Source organism: Romboutsia lituseburensis, assembly GCF_024723825.1.
Classification (GTDB): Bacteria; Bacillota; Clostridia; order Peptostreptococcales; family Peptostreptococcaceae; genus Romboutsia_F; species Romboutsia_F lituseburensis_A.
Map to the genome: position 1 here is coordinate 2,427,698 of NZ_JANQBQ010000001.1, position 17,371 is coordinate 2,445,068.

The following is a 17,371-nucleotide window of genomic DNA, read 5'->3' on the forward strand; positions in this document are numbered from 1 at the left end:
CATAGACTAAGCTAGAACCTAGCATATTACTTAAATAATGTTTATCTGGAAAAAATATATAAAAAAACTTATAAAAAAGTATTGACGATATATTATTAAGGTGATATAGTATTACTTGTCCTTAAGAAACGGACAAACACAAACGAAAACAACTTAAGAAAAAAAGTTGACAAAGTTATGAAACTTTGATAAACTAAGGGAGTTGTTAGAAAATGAACTTTGAAAATTAAACAGTAGGTTAATTTATAGAAACAAACATAATTCTTTATAGAATTAAACACAAACAACCAAGCCAGATATTCAGATAATGATTAGCTGAGCAATGGACAACTTTTATTTGAGAGTTTGATCCTGGCTCAGGATGAACGCTGGCGGCGTGCCTAACACATGCAAGTCGAGCGATCTTCTTCGGAAGAGAGCGGCGGACGGGTGAGTAACGCGTGGGTAACCTGCCCTGTACACACGGATAACATACCGAAAGGTATGCTAATACGGGATAACATACTTTTATCGCATGGTAGAAGTATCAAAGCTCCGGCGGTACAGGATGGACCCGCGTCTGATTAGCTAGTTGGTAAGGTAACGGCTTACCAAGGCGACGATCAGTAGCCGACCTGAGAGGGTGATCGGCCACATTGGAACTGAGACACGGTCCAAACTCCTACGGGAGGCAGCAGTGGGGAATATTGCACAATGGGCGAAAGCCTGATGCAGCAACGCCGCGTGAGCGATGAAGGCCTTCGGGTCGTAAAGCTCTGTCCTCAAGGAAGATAATGACGGTACTTGAGGAGGAAGCCCCGGCTAACTACGTGCCAGCAGCCGCGGTAATACGTAGGGGGCTAGCGTTATCCGGAATTACTGGGCGTAAAGGGTGCGTAGGTGGTTTCTTAAGTCAGAAGTGAAAGGCTACGGCTCAACCGTAGTAAGCTTTTGAAACTAAGAGACTTGAGTGCAGGAGAGGAGAGTAGAATTCCTAGTGTAGCGGTGAAATGCGTAGATATTAGGAGGAATACCAGTTGCGAAGGCGGCTCTCTGGACTGTAACTGACACTGAGGCACGAAAGCGTGGGGAGCAAACAGGATTAGATACCCTGGTAGTCCACGCCGTAAACGATGAGTACTAGCTGTCGGGGGTTACCCCCCTCGGTGGCGCAGCTAACGCATTAAGTACTCCGCCTGGGAAGTACGCTCGCAAGAGTGAAACTCAAAGGAATTGACGGGGACCCGCACAAGTAGCGGAGCATGTGGTTTAATTCGAAGCAACGCGAAGAACCTTACCTAAGCTTGACATCCTTTTGACCTCTCCCTAATCGGAGATTTCCCTTCGGGGACAGAAGTGACAGGTGGTGCATGGTTGTCGTCAGCTCGTGTCGTGAGATGTTGGGTTAAGTCCCGCAACGAGCGCAACCCTTGCCTTTAGTTGCCAGCATTAAGTTGGGCACTCTAGAGGGACTGCCAGGGATAACCTGGAGGAAGGTGGGGATGACGTCAAATCATCATGCCCCTTATGCTTAGGGCTACACACGTGCTACAATGGGTGGTACAGAGGGCGGCCAAGTCGTGAGGCGGAGCTAATCCCTTAAAGCCATTCTCAGTTCGGATTGTAGGCTGAAACTCGCCTACATGAAGCTGGAGTTACTAGTAATCGCAGATCAGAATGCTGCGGTGAATGCGTTCCCGGGTCTTGTACACACCGCCCGTCACACCACGGGAGTTGGAGGCGCCCGAAGCCGGATAGCTAACCTTTTGGAAGCGTCCGTCGAAGGTGAAGCCAATAACTGGGGTGAAGTCGTAACAAGGTAGCCGTATCGGAAGGTGCGGCTGGATCACCTCCTTTCTAAGGAGAATTACCTACTGTTTAATTTTGAGGGTTCATTCCTCAAAATTAGTACTTAATTGTACTTTAGTACTTTGAAAACTGTATAACATTTAGTGATATGACATCATTTTATATATGAAGAAGATAACTTCTAAAAATATCATCGACAAGAAAAGTCTTTAAAATTACAAACTTTAAGCACTGGAATAAACTGAGTGAATACGAAGTTTGTTCAGTAGCGATAACTTTTAATAACTGGTCAAGTTATTAAGGGTGCAGGGCGGATGCCTTGGCACTAGGAGCCGATGAAGGACGCGATAAGCTGCGATAAGCTTCGGGGAGTTGCACGTAAACTTTGATCCGAAGATTTCCGAATGAGGAAACTCACTTAGAGTAATGTCTAAGTATTGTTAAGTGAATACATAGCTTAATGAGGGGAACCCGGGGAACTGAAACATCTAAGTACCTGGAGGAAAAGAAAGAAATTCGATTCCGTAAGTAGCGGCGAGCGAACGCGGATAAGGCCAAACCAATGAAGTTTTCTTCATTGGGGTTGCGGACATGCAACATGGATGCACTATCGTAAATGAAGAGAGTTGGAAAGCTCCGCCATAGAAGGTAATAGCCCTGTAATTGAAACGAGAAAGCTACTAGCATGATCCAGAGTACCACGGGACACGTGAAACCCTGTGGGAAGCAGGAGGGACCATCCTCCAAGCCTAAATACTACCTAGTGACCGATAGCGCATAGTACCGTGAGGGAAAGGTGAAAAGAACCCCGGGAGGGGAGTGAAATAGAACCTGAAACCCTGCACTTACAAGCTGTGGGAGCACATTTCTTGTGTGACCGCGTACTTTTTGTAGAACGGGCCAACGAGTTACGTTAAGTAGCAAGGTTAAGCACTTCAGGTGTGGAGCCGTAGCGAAAGCGAGTCTTAAATGGGCGACCTAAGTTACTTGACGTAGACCCGAAACCGGGCGACCTATCCATGAGCAGGTTGAAGCGAAAGTAAAATTTCGTGGAGGACCGAACCCACGAGCGTTGAAAAGCTCGGGGATGACTTGTGGATAGCGGTGAAATTCCAATCGAGCCCGGAGATAGCTGGTTCTCCCCGAAATAGCTTTAGGGCTAGCCTCAAGCGTAGAGAAACGGAGGTAGAGCACTGAATGTCCTAGGGGGTATTGCACTTACCGAAGACTATCAAACTCCGAATGCCGTTTTCTTTTACTTGGGAGTCAGACTGTGGGTGATAAGATTCATAGTCAAGAGGGCAACAGCCCAGATCGTCAGCTAAGGTCCCTAAATGTACGTTAAGTGGTAAAGGATGTGGGATTGCACAGACAACCAGGATGTTGGCTTAGAAGCAGCCACTCATTTAAAGAGTGCGTAATAGCTCACTGGTCGAGTGATCCTGCGCCGAAAATTTCCGGGGCTAAAACGTACTACCGAAGCTACGGCATCATTATGATGGGTAGGGGAGCTTCGTATGCAGGCTGAAGCATGACCGTAAGGACATGTGGACAGTATACGAGTGAGAATGTTGGCATGAGTAGCGAGACGTGGGTGAGAATCCCACGGGCCGTAAACCCAAGGTTTCCAGGGGAAGGTTCGTCCGCCCTGGGTTAGTCGGGACCTAAGCCGAGGCCGAAAGGCGTAGGTGATGGACAACAGGTTGATATTCCTGTACCGCCAATAAGCGTTTGAGAAATGGGATGACACAGTAGGATAAGCTAACCACACTGTTGGTTATGTGTGGCTAAGTACTGAGGCAGTCTAGATAGGCAAATCCGTCTAGATAATGCTGGGGTACGATGGGGAGCGAAATTTAGTAGCGAAGTAGCTGATTTCACACTGTCGAGAAAAGTCTCTATCGAGTTTAAAGGCGCCCGTACCGTAAACCGACACAGGTGGGTGAGGAGAGTATCCTAAGGCCAGCGAGAGAACTATTGTTAAGGAACTCGGCAAAATGACCCCGTAACTTAGGGAGAAGGGGTGCCATCCTTTGGATGGCCGCAGAGAATAGGCCCAAGCGACTGTTTACCAAAAACACAGGTTTCTGCTAAGTCGCAAGACGATGTATAGGAGCTGACGCCTGCCCGGTGCTGGAAGGTTAAGGGGATCTGTCAGGAGCAATCCGAAGCAGTGAACTTAAGCCCCAGTAAACGGCGGCCGTAACTATAACGGTCCTAAGGTAGCGAAATTCCTTGTCGGGTAAGTTCCGACCCGCACGAAAGGCGTAACGATTTGGGCACTGTCTCAACAATAGACTCGGTGAAATTGTAATCCCGGTGAAGATGCCGGGTACCTGCGACAGGACGGAAAGACCCCATGGAGCTTTACTGTAGCTTGACGTTGGGTCTTGGTACTACATGTACAGGATAGGTGGGAGACTATGAAGCATGAACGCCAGTTTGTGTGGAGTCATCCTTGGGATACCACCCTTGTAGTACTGGGATCCTAACCATAGGCCTTGAATCAGGTCTTGGGACACCGTCAGGTGGGCAGTTTGACTGGGGCGGTCGCCTCCTAAAAAGTAACGGAGGCGCTCAAAGGTTTCCTCAGCACGGTCGGAAATCGTGCGAAGAGTGCAAAGGCAAAAGGAAGCTTGATTGCAAGACATACAGGTCGAGCAAGGACGAAAGTCGGACTTAGTGATCCGGTGGTACCGCATGGAAGGGCCATCGCTCAACGGATAAAAGCTACCCTGGGGATAACAGGCTTATCTCCCCCAAGAGTCCACATCGACGGGGAGGTTTGGCACCTCGATGTCGGCTCATCACATCCTGGGGCTGTAGTAGGTCCCAAGGGTTGGGCTGTTCGCCCATTAAAGTGGTACGCGAGCTGGGTTCAGAACGTCGTGAGACAGTTCGGTCCCTATCCGTCGCAGGCGTAGGAAATTTGAGGAGACCTGTCCTTAGTACGAGAGGACCGGGATGGACGTACCTCTGGTGTACCAGTTGTTCTGCCAAGGGCATGGCTGGGTAGCTATGTACGGAATGGATAAGCGCTGAAAGCATCTAAGCGCGAAGCCAACTTCAAGATAAGATTTCCCACCGTAAGGGTAAGACCCCAGGAAGACTACCTGGTTGATAGGTCGAAGGTGTAAGTGCAGTAATGTATTTAGCTTATCGATACTAATAGGTCGAGGACTTGACCAATAAATGATTCACTCTAAATGATATACAGTTTTCAAAGTATTAATAAAAAACTTTAAAAAAAGTAGTTGACATTTTAATTATAAAATGTTAATATAATACTTGTCCTAAGGGATGACAAAATAAAACAAAATTATGTGGTTATTATAGCAAAGAGGATACACCTGTTCCCATTCCGAACACAGAAGTTAAGCTCTTTAGCGCTGATGGTACTTGGGGGGCGACCCCCTGGGAGAGTAAGACGTAGCCACGTGATGTGCCGAAGTGGCGGAACTGGCAGACGCACAGGACTTAAAATCCTGCGGGACTTACCTCTCGTACCGGTTCGATTCCGGTCTTCGGCACCATTAACACCATCGCGGGGTGGAGCAGTTGGCAGCTCGTTGGGCTCATAACCCAAAGGTCGCAGGTTCGAGTCCTGCCTCCGCAACCATTATATGGCCCATTGGTCAAGCGGTCAAGACACCGCCCTTTCACGGCGGTAACAGGGGTTCGATTCCCCTATGGGTCACCAATTAAATATGCGGGTGTAGCTCAATGGTAGAGTTCCGGCCTTCCAAGCCGGCTGTGAGGGTTCGATCCCCTTCACCCGCTCCAGATTAAATTTATGGGACTATAGCTCAGCTGGGAGAGCACCTGCCTTACAAGCAGGGGGTCACAGGTTCGAGCCCTGTTAGTCCCACCATATATGCGGCCTGGTAGTTCAGCTGGTTAGAATGCCAGCCTGTCACGCTGGAGGTCGAGGGTTCGAGTCCCTTCCAGGTCGCCAACTTAATTAAATACGCGGGAATATGGCTCAGTTGGTAGAGCAATTGACTGTTAATCAATGGGTCACAGGTTCGAGTCCTGTTATTCCCGCCAATATGCTAGTGTGGCTCAACGGTAGAGCAGCTGACTTGTAATCAGCAGGTTGTAGGTTCGATTCCTATCACTAGCTCCATACACGGAGGATTTCCCGAGCGGCCAAAGGGGGCAGACTGTAAATCTGTTAGCAGTGCTTTCGGTGGTTCGAATCCACCATCCTCCACCAAAAATAAAGAATGCGGATGTGGCGGAATTGGCAGACGCACCAGACTTAGGATCTGGCGCTTTACGGCGTGGGGGTTCGACTCCCTTCATCCGCACCACTTTATATCACTGATGCGGGAATAGTTCAGTGGTAGAGCGCAACCTTGCCAAGGTTGAAGTCGCGAGTTCGAATCTCGTTTCCCGCTCCAAAACAAAACAATGTGGGTGCATAGCTCAGCTGGATAGAGCAACGCCCTTCTAAGGCGTGTGTCCGGGGTTCGAATCCCTGTGCGCTCACCACATTTACATAGGGAATTCGCCAAGTCGGTAAGGCATAGCACTTTGACTGCTACATGCGTAGGTTCGAGTCCTGCATTCCCTGCCAAATATGATCCATTAGCTCAGTCGGTAGAGCACCTGACTTTTAATCAGGGTGTCCCGCGTTCGAGTCGCGGATGGATCACCAATTACGGAGAGGTGTCCGAGTGGTTTAAGGAGCTGGTCTTGAAAACCAGTGATGCTTAACGGCACCGTGGGTTCGAATCCCACCCTCTCCGCCAAATGCCCAGATAGCTCAGTCGGTAGAGCAAGGGACTGAAAATCCCTGTGTCGATGGTTCGATTCCATTTCTGGGCACCAATAAAATGTGGCGGTATAGCTTAGTTGGCTAGAGCGTTCGGTTCATACCCGAAAGGTCACAGGTTCGACTCCTGTTACCGCTACCAAATTAATGTGGACCATTAGCTCAGTTGGTTAGAGCGCCCGGCTCATAACCGGTAGGTCTGGGGTTCGAGTCCCTGATGGTCCACCACGTTAATTTAAAAGTTCGAGGTGTAGCGCAGTTTGGTAGCGCACCTGGTTTGGGACCAGGGGGCCGGGGGTTCGAGTCCCTTCACCTCGACCAATATAAAATATGGTGGGTATAGCTCAGTTGGTTAGAGCGCCAGATTGTGGCTCTGGAGGTCGTGAGTTCGACTCTCATTATCCACCCCATTAAAATAAGGCGACATAGCCAAGTGGTAAGGCAGTGGACTGCAACTCCTTGATCCCCAGTTCGAATCTGGGTGTCGCCTCCACTAAAATTAAATGCCGAAGTGGCGGAACTGGCAGACGCACAGGACTTAAAATCCTGCGGGACTTACCTCTCGTACCGGTTCGATTCCGGTCTTCGGCACCATTAACACCATCGCGGGGTGGAGCAGTTGGCAGCTCGTTGGGCTCATAACCCAAAGGTCGCAGGTTCGAGTCCTGCCTCCGCAACCATTATATGGCCCATTGGTCAAGCGGTCAAGACACCGCCCTTTCACGGCGGTAACAGGGGTTCGATTCCCCTATGGGTCACCAATTAAATATGCGGGTGTAGCTCAATGGTAGAGTTCCGGCCTTCCAAGCCGGCTGTGAGGGTTCGATCCCCTTCACCCGCTCCAGATTAAATTTATGGGACTATAGCTCAGCTGGGAGAGCACCTGCCTTACAAGCAGGGGGTCACAGGTTCGAGCCCTGTTAGTCCCACCATATATGCGGCCTGGTAGTTCAGCTGGTTAGAATGCCAGCCTGTCACGCTGGAGGTCGAGGGTTCGAGTCCCTTCCAGGTCGCCAACTTAATTAAATACGCGGGAATATGGCTCAGTTGGTAGAGCAATTGACTGTTAATCAATGGGTCACAGGTTCGAGTCCTGTTATTCCCGCCAATATGCTAGTGTGGCTCAACGGTAGAGCAGCTGACTTGTAATCAGCAGGTTGTAGGTTCGATTCCTATCACTAGCTCCATACACGGAGGATTTCCCGAGCGGCCAAAGGGGGCAGACTGTAAATCTGTTAGCAGTGCTTTCGGTGGTTCGAATCCACCATCCTCCACCAAAAATAAAGAATGCGGATGTGGCGGAATTGGCAGACGCACCAGACTTAGGATCTGGCGCTTTACGGCGTGGGGGTTCGACTCCCTTCATCCGCACCACTTTATAAAACAATGTGGGTGCATAGCTCAGCTGGATAGAGCAACGCCCTTCTAAGGCGTGTGTCCGGGGTTCGAATCCCTGTGCGCTCACCACATTTACATAGGGAATTCGCCAAGTCGGTAAGGCATAGCACTTTGACTGCTACATGCGTAGGTTCGAGTCCTGCATTCCCTGCCAAATATGATCCATTAGCTCAGTCGGTAGAGCACCTGACTTTTAATCAGGGTGTCCCGCGTTCGAGTCGCGGATGGATCACCAATTACGGAGAGGTGTCCGAGTGGTTTAAGGAGCTGGTCTTGAAAACCAGTGATGCTTAACGGCACCGTGGGTTCGAATCCCACCCTCTCCGCCAAATGCCCAGATAGCTCAGTCGGTAGAGCAAGGGACTGAAAATCCCTGTGTCGATGGTTCGATTCCATTTCTGGGCACCAATAAAATGTGGCGGTATAGCTTAGTTGGCTAGAGCGTTCGGTTCATACCCGAAAGGTCACAGGTTCGACTCCTGTTACCGCTACCAAATTAATGTGGACCATTAGCTCAGTTGGTTAGAGCGCCCGGCTCATAACCGGTAGGTCTGGGGTTCGAGTCCCTGATGGTCCACCACGTTAATTTAAAAGTTCGAGGTGTAGCGCAGTTTGGTAGCGCACCTGGTTTGGGACCAGGGGGCCGGGGGTTCGAGTCCCTTCACCTCGACCAATATAAAATATGGTGGGTATAGCTCAGTTGGTTAGAGCGCCAGATTGTGGCTCTGGAGGTCGTGAGTTCGACTCTCATTATCCACCCCATAAAGTGATCCATTAGCTCAGTCGGTAGAGCACCTGACTTTTAATCAGGGTGTCCCGCGTTCGAGTCGCGGATGGATCACCATTTTATTATAATTTAAAATAAGGCGACATAGCCAAGTGGTAAGGCAGTGGACTGCAACTCCTTGATCCCCAGTTCGAATCTGGGTGTCGCCTCCATAAAATGTGCGCCCATAGCTCAACTGGATAGAGTGTCTGACTACGAATCAGAAGGTTAGGGGTTCGAGTCCCTTTGGGCGCACCATACAAATAAATGCTAAATGCGGGATTATAGCTCAGCTGGGAGAGCACCTGCCTTACAAGCAGGGGGTCACAGGTTCGAGCCCTGTTAATCCCACCAGTAACCTCTAGTGATATTCACTAGAGGTTTTTTATATGTAATATTTGATAAGTTTATATTTTTATAATGAAATTTATTTAATAAAGTATTTATTAAATTTACATAAAATGGTATATTGATTTTAGAAAATGTCAAAATTCTTAATAAATATGAAAATTATTAGGGAGGATGATTATGTCTAAAATAAATAAAATAATAAATAAAGAGAAAGATAAACAAAAACTTATAAAGGAAATAAATAGAGCTAAACTAGATGTAGAAACTGCAGAACACTTTTTTCAAATTGTAAGTGACCCAGAGTTGGTAGATGTAGCTATCTATGAACTAGAAGCGAAAAAATCCAGATATAGATATTTAATAAAGGTGGCTAAAGATAAAGGGATAAAGAAAACTTTACAAGAGTCATTAATAGAGGCATTGGCTAAATAGATTAAGGAGAGAATAGTATGTATATAGTTTTCGGAAATGAAATAATAGATAGTAGTGAAATAAAAGATATGATAGAGTCTAATAGTAATTTTAAAGTAGATAAAGATATGACTAAAGGAACAAAGAGAGAAGATGCACTAGCATATCAAATAAGTATAAGTATAGATGAATTAAATCAAATAATAAAAGAAGAGTATGAAATAGAAGAATTAGAAAGTGAAGATTTATTTGATGAATATATGACTTTATCTGATGAATTAGCAATGGAATTAGAAGAATTGATGCCAGAAGAGGTAATAATGAATGCTAGAGCATATAAATGGGATAACTCAGAAGATAGAATAAGGGTTATTATAGCAATGGCTCATAGTGAACTAGGTGAGCTTAAGGTATCAGATTTAACTAAGAGATTACTTTCGCAAGTAGACTAGGAATAAATAATATAAATTGATTATATTTAAAAATTATGTAAAATTGATTATATTAATGAAAAAATGAATAAAATAATCAATTTTACATAATATAATATTGTTGATTAAAGTGAGTATTTTAGCTAGATGCAATAATTTCTTTAAATAAATAAAAAAAATATACAAAAAAGTATTGACGATATATTATAAAGATGATATAGTATTACTTGTCCTTAAGAAAAGGGCAAACAAGAAAAAATAACTTAAGAAAAAGTTAACAAAGTAAAAAAACTTTGATAAACTAAGGAAGTTGTTAGAAAATGAACTTTGAAAATTAAACAGTAGGTTAATTTATAGAAACAAATATAATTCTTTATAGAATTAAACACAAACAACCAAGCCAGATATTCAGATAATGATTAGCTGAGCAATGGACAACTTTTATTTGAGAGTTTGATCCTGGCTCAGGATGAACGCTGGCGGCGTGCCTAACACATGCAAGTCGAGCGATCTTCTTCGGAAGAGAGCGGCGGACGGGTGAGTAACGCGTGGGTAACCTGCCCTGTACACACGGATAACATACCGAAAGGTATGCTAATACGGGATAACATACTTTTATCGCATGGTAGAAGTATCAAAGCTCCGGCGGTACAGGATGGACCCGCGTCTGATTAGCTAGTTGGTAAGGTAACGGCTTACCAAGGCGACGATCAGTAGCCGACCTGAGAGGGTGATCGGCCACATTGGAACTGAGACACGGTCCAAACTCCTACGGGAGGCAGCAGTGGGGAATATTGCACAATGGGCGAAAGCCTGATGCAGCAACGCCGCGTGAGCGATGAAGGCCTTCGGGTCGTAAAGCTCTGTCCTCAAGGAAGATAATGACGGTACTTGAGGAGGAAGCCCCGGCTAACTACGTGCCAGCAGCCGCGGTAATACGTAGGGGGCTAGCGTTATCCGGAATTACTGGGCGTAAAGGGTGCGTAGGTGGTTTCTTAAGTCAGAAGTGAAAGGCTACGGCTCAACCGTAGTAAGCTTTTGAAACTAAGAGACTTGAGTGCAGGAGAGGAGAGTAGAATTCCTAGTGTAGCGGTGAAATGCGTAGATATTAGGAGGAATACCAGTTGCGAAGGCGGCTCTCTGGACTGTAACTGACACTGAGGCACGAAAGCGTGGGGAGCAAACAGGATTAGATACCCTGGTAGTCCACGCCGTAAACGATGAGTACTAGCTGTCGGGGGTTACCCCCCTCGGTGGCGCAGCTAACGCATTAAGTACTCCGCCTGGGAAGTACGCTCGCAAGAGTGAAACTCAAAGGAATTGACGGGGACCCGCACAAGTAGCGGAGCATGTGGTTTAATTCGAAGCAACGCGAAGAACCTTACCTAAGCTTGACATCCTTTTGACCTCTCCCTAATCGGAGATTTCCCTTCGGGGACAGAAGTGACAGGTGGTGCATGGTTGTCGTCAGCTCGTGTCGTGAGATGTTGGGTTAAGTCCCGCAACGAGCGCAACCCTTGCCTTTAGTTGCCAGCATTAAGTTGGGCACTCTAGAGGGACTGCCAGGGATAACCTGGAGGAAGGTGGGGATGACGTCAAATCATCATGCCCCTTATGCTTAGGGCTACACACGTGCTACAATGGGTGGTACAGAGGGCGGCCAAGTCGTGAGGCGGAGCTAATCCCTTAAAGCCATTCTCAGTTCGGATTGTAGGCTGAAACTCGCCTACATGAAGCTGGAGTTACTAGTAATCGCAGATCAGAATGCTGCGGTGAATGCGTTCCCGGGTCTTGTACACACCGCCCGTCACACCACGGGAGTTGGAGGCGCCCGAAGCCGGATAGCTAACCTTTTGGAAGCGTCCGTCGAAGGTGAAGCCAATAACTGGGGTGAAGTCGTAACAAGGTAGCCGTATCGGAAGGTGCGGCTGGATCACCTCCTTTCTAAGGAGAATTACCTACTGTTTAATTTTGAGGGTTCATTCCTCAAAATTAGTACTTAATTGTACTTTAGTACTTTGAAAACTGTATAACATTTAGTGATATGACATCATTTTATATATGAAGAAGATAACTTCTAAAAATATCATCGACAAGAAAAGTCTTTAAAATTACAAACTTTAAGCACTGGAATAAACTGAGTGAATACGAAGTTTGTTCAGTAGCGATAACTTTTAATAACTGGTCAAGTTATTAAGGGTGCAGGGCGGATGCCTTGGCACTAGGAGCCGATGAAGGACGCGATAAGCTGCGATAAGCTTCGGGGAGTTGCACGTAAACTTTGATCCGAAGATTTCCGAATGAGGAAACTCACTTAGAGTAATGTCTAAGTATTGTTAAGTGAATACATAGCTTAATGAGGGGAACCCGGGGAACTGAAACATCTAAGTACCTGGAGGAAAAGAAAGAAATTCGATTCCGTAAGTAGCGGCGAGCGAACGCGGATAAGGCCAAACCAATGAAGTTTTCTTCGTTGGGGTTGCGGACATGCAACATGGATGCACTATCGTAAATGAAGAGAGTTGGAAAGCTCCGCCATAGAAGGTAATAGCCCTGTAATTGAAACGAGAAAGCTACTAGCATGATCCAGAGTACCACGGGACACGTGAAACCCTGTGGGAAGCAGGAGGGACCATCCTCCAAGCCTAAATACTACCTAGTGACCGATAGCGCATAGTACCGTGAGGGAAAGGTGAAAAGAACCCCGGGAGGGGAGTGAAATAGAACCTGAAACCCTGCACTTACAAGCTGTGGGAGCACATTTCTTGTGTGACCGCGTACTTTTTGTAGAACGGGCCAACGAGTTACGTTAAGTAGCAAGGTTAAGCACTTCAGGTGTGGAGCCGTAGCGAAAGCGAGTCTTAAATGGGCGACCTAAGTTACTTGACGTAGACCCGAAACCGGGCGACCTATCCATGAGCAGGTTGAAGCGAAAGTAAAATTTCGTGGAGGACCGAACCCACGAGCGTTGAAAAGCTCGGGGATGACTTGTGGATAGCGGTGAAATTCCAATCGAGCCCGGAGATAGCTGGTTCTCCCCGAAATAGCTTTAGGGCTAGCCTCAAGCGTAGAGAAACGGAGGTAGAGCACTGAATGTCCTAGGGGGTATTGCACTTACCGAAGACTATCAAACTCCGAATGCCGTTTTCTTTTACTTGGGAGTCAGACTGTGGGTGATAAGATTCATAGTCAAGAGGGCAACAGCCCAGATCGTCAGCTAAGGTCCCTAAATGTACGTTAAGTGGTAAAGGATGTGGGATTGCACAGACAACCAGGATGTTGGCTTAGAAGCAGCCACTCATTTAAAGAGTGCGTAATAGCTCACTGGTCGAGTGATCCTGCGCCGAAAATTTCCGGGGCTAAAACGTACTACCGAAGCTACGGCATCATTATGATGGGTAGGGGAGCTTCGTATGCAGGCTGAAGCATGACCGTAAGGACATGTGGACAGTATACGAGTGAGAATGTTGGCATGAGTAGCGAGACGTGGGTGAGAATCCCACGGGCCGTAAACCCAAGGTTTCCAGGGGAAGGTTCGTCCGCCCTGGGTTAGTCGGGACCTAAGCCGAGGCCGAAAGGCGTAGGTGATGGACAACAGGTTGATATTCCTGTACCGCCAATAAGCGTTTGAGAAATGGGATGACACAGTAGGATAAGCTAACCACACTGTTGGTTATGTGTGGCTAAGTACTGAGGCAGTCTAGATAGGCAAATCCGTCTAGATAATGCTGGGGTACGATGGGGAGCGAAATTTAGTAGCGAAGTAGCTGATTTCACACTGTCGAGAAAAGTCTCTATCGAGTTTAAAGGCGCCCGTACCGTAAACCGACACAGGTGGGTGAGGAGAGTATCCTAAGGCCAGCGAGAGAACTATTGTTAAGGAACTCGGCAAAATGACCCCGTAACTTAGGGAGAAGGGGTGCCATCCTTTGGATGGCCGCAGAGAATAGGCCCAAGCGACTGTTTACCAAAAACACAGGTTTCTGCTAAGTCGCAAGACGATGTATAGGAGCTGACGCCTGCCCGGTGCTGGAAGGTTAAGGGGATCTGTCAGGAGCAATCCGAAGCAGTGAACTTAAGCCCCAGTAAACGGCGGCCGTAACTATAACGGTCCTAAGGTAGCGAAATTCCTTGTCGGGTAAGTTCCGACCCGCACGAAAGGCGTAACGATTTGGGCACTGTCTCAACAATAGACTCGGTGAAATTGTAATCCCGGTGAAGATGCCGGGTACCTGCGACAGGACGGAAAGACCCCATGGAGCTTTACTGTAGCTTGACGTTGGGTCTTGGTACTACATGTACAGGATAGGTGGGAGACTATGAAGCATGAACGCCAGTTTGTGTGGAGTCATCCTTGGGATACCACCCTTGTAGTACTGGGATCCTAACCATAGGCCTTGAATCAGGTCTTGGGACACCGTCAGGTGGGCAGTTTGACTGGGGCGGTCGCCTCCTAAAAAGTAACGGAGGCGCTCAAAGGTTTCCTCAGCACGGTCGGAAATCGTGCGAAGAGTGCAAAGGCAAAAGGAAGCTTGATTGCAAGACATACAGGTCGAGCAAGGACGAAAGTCGGACTTAGTGATCCGGTGGTACCGCATGGAAGGGCCATCGCTCAACGGATAAAAGCTACCCTGGGGATAACAGGCTTATCTCCCCCAAGAGTCCACATCGACGGGGAGGTTTGGCACCTCGATGTCGGCTCATCACATCCTGGGGCTGTAGTAGGTCCCAAGGGTTGGGCTGTTCGCCCATTAAAGTGGTACGCGAGCTGGGTTCAGAACGTCGTGAGACAGTTCGGTCCCTATCCGTCGCAGGCGTAGGAAATTTGAGGAGACCTGTCCTTAGTACGAGAGGACCGGGATGGACGTACCTCTGGTGTACCAGTTGTTCTGCCAAGGGCATGGCTGGGTAGCTATGTACGGAATGGATAAGCGCTGAAAGCATCTAAGCGCGAAGCCAACTTCAAGATAAGATTTCCCACCGTAAGGGTAAGACCCCAGGAAGACTACCTGGTTGATAGGTCGAAGGTGTAAGTGCAGTAATGTATTTAGCTTATCGATACTAATAGGTCGAGGACTTGACCAATAAATGTTTGAGCAACGGATATGACTGAAGCGAGAGCGAAGGAATATCGTTGGCGACATGAATGAAATGAATTTTCATCTCTAAATGATATACAGTTTTCAGAGTATTAACTCTAAAAAATAAAGATTATGTGGTTATTATAGCAAAGAGGATACACCTGTTCCCATTCCGAACACAGAAGTTAAGCTCTTTAGCGCTGATGGTACTTGGAGGGCGACCTCCTGGGAGAGTAAGACGTAGCCACGTAATCTTTTTTTATGTCTAAATTTAAGCTTGGATAATTTATCCTGGCTTTTTTTATGTGTTTAAATTTTTTATATAAGGTAATTAATAATAATGAAGATAAAAATTAATCAAATAGAGCAGATGTGATATGTAAAAAATTCTATTAAACTAACAAAAAATCTAATTTTTAATAAATAAAATATTAAATTAAATAAATATAATAAAATATGTATAGAAAAAATGAAATGAGTATATAGCATACATACAGCTTGTATATAATGTTAATAACTATAAAAAAGCTGTTTATATACTTTAAAAAAATAAATTTATTTATTAAAATACTAAAAAAAAATAAGAAAAAGTATTGACGATATTATTTTAAGATGGTATAGTTATACTTGTCCTTAAGAAAAGGGTAAACAAGAAAAAACAACTTGAAAAAGTAGTTGACAAATAATGAAATATTTGTTAAACTAAGGAAGTTGAAAAAATGAACTTTGAAAATTAAACAGTAGGTTAATTTATAGAAACAAAATAATTCTTTATAGAATTAAACACAAACAACCAAGCCAGATATTCAGATAATGATTAGCTGAGCGATGGACAACTTTTATTTGAGAGTTTGATCCTGGCTCAGGATGAACGCTGGCGGCGTGCCTAACACATGCAAGTCGAGCGATCTTCTTCGGAAGAGAGCGGCGGACGGGTGAGTAACGCGTGGGTAACCTGCCCTGTACACACGGATAACATACCGAAAGGTATGCTAATACGGGATAACATACTTTTATCGCATGGTAGAAGTATCAAAGCTCCGGCGGTACAGGATGGACCCGCGTCTGATTAGCTAGTTGGTAAGGTAACGGCTTACCAAGGCGACGATCAGTAGCCGACCTGAGAGGGTGATCGGCCACATTGGAACTGAGACACGGTCCAAACTCCTACGGGAGGCAGCAGTGGGGAATATTGCACAATGGGCGAAAGCCTGATGCAGCAACGCCGCGTGAGCGATGAAGGCCTTCGGGTCGTAAAGCTCTGTCCTCAAGGAAGATAATGACGGTACTTGAGGAGGAAGCCCCGGCTAACTACGTGCCAGCAGCCGCGGTAATACGTAGGGGGCTAGCGTTATCCGGAATTACTGGGCGTAAAGGGTGCGTAGGTGGTTTCTTAAGTCAGAAGTGAAAGGCTACGGCTCAACCGTAGTAAGCTTTTGAAACTAAGAGACTTGAGTGCAGGAGAGGAGAGTAGAATTCCTAGTGTAGCGGTGAAATGCGTAGATATTAGGAGGAATACCAGTTGCGAAGGCGGCTCTCTGGACTGTAACTGACACTGAGGCACGAAAGCGTGGGGAGCAAACAGGATTAGATACCCTGGTAGTCCACGCCGTAAACGATGAGTACTAGCTGTCGGGGGTTACCCCCCTCGGTGGCGCAGCTAACGCATTAAGTACTCCGCCTGGGAAGTACGCTCGCAAGAGTGAAACTCAAAGGAATTGACGGGGACCCGCACAAGTAGCGGAGCATGTGGTTTAATTCGAAGCAACGCGAAGAACCTTACCTAAGCTTGACATCCTTTTGACCTCTCCCTAATCGGAGATTTCCCTTCGGGGACAGAAGTGACAGGTGGTGCATGGTTGTCGTCAGCTCGTGTCGTGAGATGTTGGGTTAAGTCCCGCAACGAGCGCAACCCTTGCCTTTAGTTGCCAGCATTAAGTTGGGCACTCTAGAGGGACTGCCAGGGATAACCTGGAGGAAGGTGGGGATGACGTCAAATCATCATGCCCCTTATGCTTAGGGCTACACACGTGCTACAATGGGTGGTACAGAGGGCGGCCAAGTCGTGAGGCGGAGCTAATCCCTTAAAGCCATTCTCAGTTCGGATTGTAGGCTGAAACTCGCCTACATGAAGCTGGAGTTACTAGTAATCGCAGATCAGAATGCTGCGGTGAATGCGTTCCCGGGTCTTGTACACACCGCCCGTCACACCACGGGAGTTGGAGGCGCCCGAAGCCGGATAGCTAACCTTTTGGAAGCGTCCGTCGAAGGTGAAGCCAATAACTGGGGTGAAGTCGTAACAAGGTAGCCGTATCGGAAGGTGCGGCTGGATCACCTCCTTTCTAAGGAGAATTACCTACTGTTTAAT

General features: G+C 47.0%; 2 protein-coding genes, 44 tRNA genes and 7 rRNA genes. All 53 read left to right on the forward strand.

From position 1 onward, the window contains the following. Nucleotides 1-333: 333 nt before the first annotated feature. The 53 genes from NWE74_RS11770 to NWE74_RS12030 all read left to right on the forward strand — a co-directional run bounded on the left by NWE74_RS11770 (nucleotide 334) and on the right by NWE74_RS12030 (nucleotide 17,345). Nucleotides 334-1,836, forward strand: a 16S ribosomal RNA gene (locus tag NWE74_RS11770). A gap of 239 nt (nucleotides 1,837-2,075) precedes the next feature. Further along, nucleotides 2,076-4,977, forward strand: a 23S ribosomal RNA gene (locus NWE74_RS11775). Nucleotides 4,978-5,110: 133 nt separating this feature from the next. After that, nucleotides 5,111-5,227 (forward strand): 5S ribosomal RNA (gene rrf, locus NWE74_RS11780). Together the 16S, 23S and 5S rRNA genes with 44 tRNA genes alongside form the textbook arrangement of a ribosomal RNA operon. A gap of 5 nt (nucleotides 5,228-5,232) precedes the next feature. Continuing rightward, nucleotides 5,233-5,321 (forward strand) — tRNA-Leu (locus tag NWE74_RS11785). Nucleotides 5,322-5,331: 10 nt separating this feature from the next. After that, a tRNA-Met gene (locus tag NWE74_RS11790) sits at nucleotides 5,332-5,407 on the forward strand. Between the two features lie 6 nt (nucleotides 5,408-5,413). After that, nucleotides 5,414-5,488, forward strand: a tRNA-Glu gene (locus tag NWE74_RS11795). Nucleotides 5,489-5,497: 9 nt separating this feature from the next. Next, nucleotides 5,498-5,571: transfer RNA gene (locus NWE74_RS11800), tRNA-Gly, on the forward strand. A 12-nt stretch (nucleotides 5,572-5,583) separates the two neighbouring features. Then, a tRNA-Val gene (locus NWE74_RS11805) sits at nucleotides 5,584-5,659 on the forward strand. A 7-nt stretch (nucleotides 5,660-5,666) separates the two neighbouring features. Then, a tRNA-Asp gene (locus NWE74_RS11810) sits at nucleotides 5,667-5,743 on the forward strand. Between the two features lie 16 nt (nucleotides 5,744-5,759). Beyond that, nucleotides 5,760-5,835: transfer RNA gene (locus tag NWE74_RS11815), tRNA-Asn, on the forward strand. A gap of 4 nt (nucleotides 5,836-5,839) precedes the next feature. Continuing rightward, nucleotides 5,840-5,914, forward strand: a tRNA-Thr gene (locus NWE74_RS11820). A gap of 5 nt (nucleotides 5,915-5,919) precedes the next feature. Beyond that, nucleotides 5,920-6,004 (forward strand) — tRNA-Tyr (locus NWE74_RS11825). Nucleotides 6,005-6,016: 12 nt separating this feature from the next. Then, nucleotides 6,017-6,101, forward strand: a tRNA-Leu gene (locus tag NWE74_RS11830). Between the two features lie 15 nt (nucleotides 6,102-6,116). After that, nucleotides 6,117-6,191 (forward strand) — tRNA-Gly (locus NWE74_RS11835). Between the two features lie 14 nt (nucleotides 6,192-6,205). After that, nucleotides 6,206-6,282: transfer RNA gene (locus tag NWE74_RS11840), tRNA-Arg, on the forward strand. 9 nt (nucleotides 6,283-6,291) lie between these two features. After that, nucleotides 6,292-6,367, forward strand: a tRNA-Gln gene (locus NWE74_RS11845). Nucleotides 6,368-6,372: 5 nt separating this feature from the next. Beyond that, nucleotides 6,373-6,448 (forward strand) — tRNA-Lys (locus tag NWE74_RS11850). A 5-nt stretch (nucleotides 6,449-6,453) separates the two neighbouring features. After that, nucleotides 6,454-6,542 (forward strand) — tRNA-Ser (locus tag NWE74_RS11855). Nucleotides 6,543-6,545: 3 nt separating this feature from the next. After that, nucleotides 6,546-6,621, forward strand: a tRNA-Phe gene (locus tag NWE74_RS11860). 9 nt (nucleotides 6,622-6,630) lie between these two features. Further along, nucleotides 6,631-6,707, forward strand: a tRNA-Met gene (locus NWE74_RS11865). A 9-nt stretch (nucleotides 6,708-6,716) separates the two neighbouring features. Continuing rightward, nucleotides 6,717-6,793 (forward strand) — tRNA-Ile (locus NWE74_RS11870). Between the two features lie 16 nt (nucleotides 6,794-6,809). Beyond that, nucleotides 6,810-6,886 (forward strand) — tRNA-Pro (locus NWE74_RS11875). Between the two features lie 12 nt (nucleotides 6,887-6,898). Next, a tRNA-His gene (locus NWE74_RS11880) sits at nucleotides 6,899-6,975 on the forward strand. Between the two features lie 9 nt (nucleotides 6,976-6,984). After that, nucleotides 6,985-7,058 (forward strand) — tRNA-Cys (locus tag NWE74_RS11885). A 12-nt stretch (nucleotides 7,059-7,070) separates the two neighbouring features. After that, a tRNA-Leu gene (locus tag NWE74_RS11890) sits at nucleotides 7,071-7,159 on the forward strand. 10 nt (nucleotides 7,160-7,169) lie between these two features. Continuing rightward, nucleotides 7,170-7,245: transfer RNA gene (locus NWE74_RS11895), tRNA-Met, on the forward strand. 6 nt (nucleotides 7,246-7,251) lie between these two features. Beyond that, nucleotides 7,252-7,326 (forward strand) — tRNA-Glu (locus NWE74_RS11900). A 9-nt stretch (nucleotides 7,327-7,335) separates the two neighbouring features. Next, nucleotides 7,336-7,409, forward strand: a tRNA-Gly gene (locus NWE74_RS11905). A 12-nt stretch (nucleotides 7,410-7,421) separates the two neighbouring features. After that, nucleotides 7,422-7,497 (forward strand) — tRNA-Val (locus NWE74_RS11910). Nucleotides 7,498-7,504: 7 nt separating this feature from the next. Then, nucleotides 7,505-7,581: transfer RNA gene (locus tag NWE74_RS11915), tRNA-Asp, on the forward strand. Between the two features lie 16 nt (nucleotides 7,582-7,597). Next, nucleotides 7,598-7,673 (forward strand) — tRNA-Asn (locus tag NWE74_RS11920). Between the two features lie 4 nt (nucleotides 7,674-7,677). Further along, nucleotides 7,678-7,752, forward strand: a tRNA-Thr gene (locus NWE74_RS11925). A gap of 5 nt (nucleotides 7,753-7,757) precedes the next feature. Then, nucleotides 7,758-7,842: transfer RNA gene (locus tag NWE74_RS11930), tRNA-Tyr, on the forward strand. A gap of 12 nt (nucleotides 7,843-7,854) precedes the next feature. After that, nucleotides 7,855-7,939: transfer RNA gene (locus tag NWE74_RS11935), tRNA-Leu, on the forward strand. A 16-nt stretch (nucleotides 7,940-7,955) separates the two neighbouring features. Further along, nucleotides 7,956-8,032: transfer RNA gene (locus NWE74_RS11940), tRNA-Arg, on the forward strand. A gap of 9 nt (nucleotides 8,033-8,041) precedes the next feature. Further along, a tRNA-Gln gene (locus NWE74_RS11945) sits at nucleotides 8,042-8,117 on the forward strand. 5 nt (nucleotides 8,118-8,122) lie between these two features. Further along, nucleotides 8,123-8,198, forward strand: a tRNA-Lys gene (locus tag NWE74_RS11950). 5 nt (nucleotides 8,199-8,203) lie between these two features. After that, nucleotides 8,204-8,292 (forward strand) — tRNA-Ser (locus NWE74_RS11955). Nucleotides 8,293-8,295: 3 nt separating this feature from the next. Next, a tRNA-Phe gene (locus NWE74_RS11960) sits at nucleotides 8,296-8,371 on the forward strand. A 9-nt stretch (nucleotides 8,372-8,380) separates the two neighbouring features. Then, nucleotides 8,381-8,457 (forward strand) — tRNA-Met (locus tag NWE74_RS11965). Nucleotides 8,458-8,466: 9 nt separating this feature from the next. Further along, nucleotides 8,467-8,543, forward strand: a tRNA-Ile gene (locus NWE74_RS11970). Between the two features lie 16 nt (nucleotides 8,544-8,559). After that, nucleotides 8,560-8,636, forward strand: a tRNA-Pro gene (locus NWE74_RS11975). Nucleotides 8,637-8,648: 12 nt separating this feature from the next. Further along, nucleotides 8,649-8,725: transfer RNA gene (locus NWE74_RS11980), tRNA-His, on the forward strand. Between the two features lie 6 nt (nucleotides 8,726-8,731). Continuing rightward, nucleotides 8,732-8,807 (forward strand) — tRNA-Lys (locus NWE74_RS11985). Nucleotides 8,808-8,828: 21 nt separating this feature from the next. Then, nucleotides 8,829-8,902, forward strand: a tRNA-Cys gene (locus NWE74_RS11990). 8 nt (nucleotides 8,903-8,910) lie between these two features. Further along, nucleotides 8,911-8,987 (forward strand) — tRNA-Arg (locus tag NWE74_RS11995). Between the two features lie 20 nt (nucleotides 8,988-9,007). Beyond that, nucleotides 9,008-9,083: transfer RNA gene (locus tag NWE74_RS12000), tRNA-Val, on the forward strand. 174 nt (nucleotides 9,084-9,257) lie between these two features. Further along, nucleotides 9,258-9,512: a YaaL family protein gene (locus tag NWE74_RS12005; RefSeq protein ID WP_258243300.1), complete on the forward strand. Its 255-nt coding sequence runs from the start codon at nucleotides 9,258-9,260 to the stop codon at nucleotides 9,510-9,512. 17 nt (nucleotides 9,513-9,529) lie between these two features. Beyond that, on the forward strand, nucleotides 9,530-9,943 hold the full coding sequence (locus NWE74_RS12010) for a hypothetical protein (protein WP_092727902.1): 414 nt from the start codon (nucleotides 9,530-9,532) through the stop codon (nucleotides 9,941-9,943). 420 nt (nucleotides 9,944-10,363) lie between these two features. Beyond that, nucleotides 10,364-11,866, forward strand: a 16S ribosomal RNA gene (locus NWE74_RS12015). Nucleotides 11,867-12,105: 239 nt separating this feature from the next. Then, nucleotides 12,106-15,007: ribosomal RNA gene (locus NWE74_RS12020) — 23S ribosomal RNA — on the forward strand. Between the two features lie 129 nt (nucleotides 15,008-15,136). Further along, a 5S ribosomal RNA gene (gene rrf, locus NWE74_RS12025) occupies nucleotides 15,137-15,253 on the forward strand. Between the two features lie 589 nt (nucleotides 15,254-15,842). Beyond that, a 16S ribosomal RNA gene (locus NWE74_RS12030) occupies nucleotides 15,843-17,345 on the forward strand. Nucleotides 17,346-17,371 lie beyond the last annotated feature (26 nt).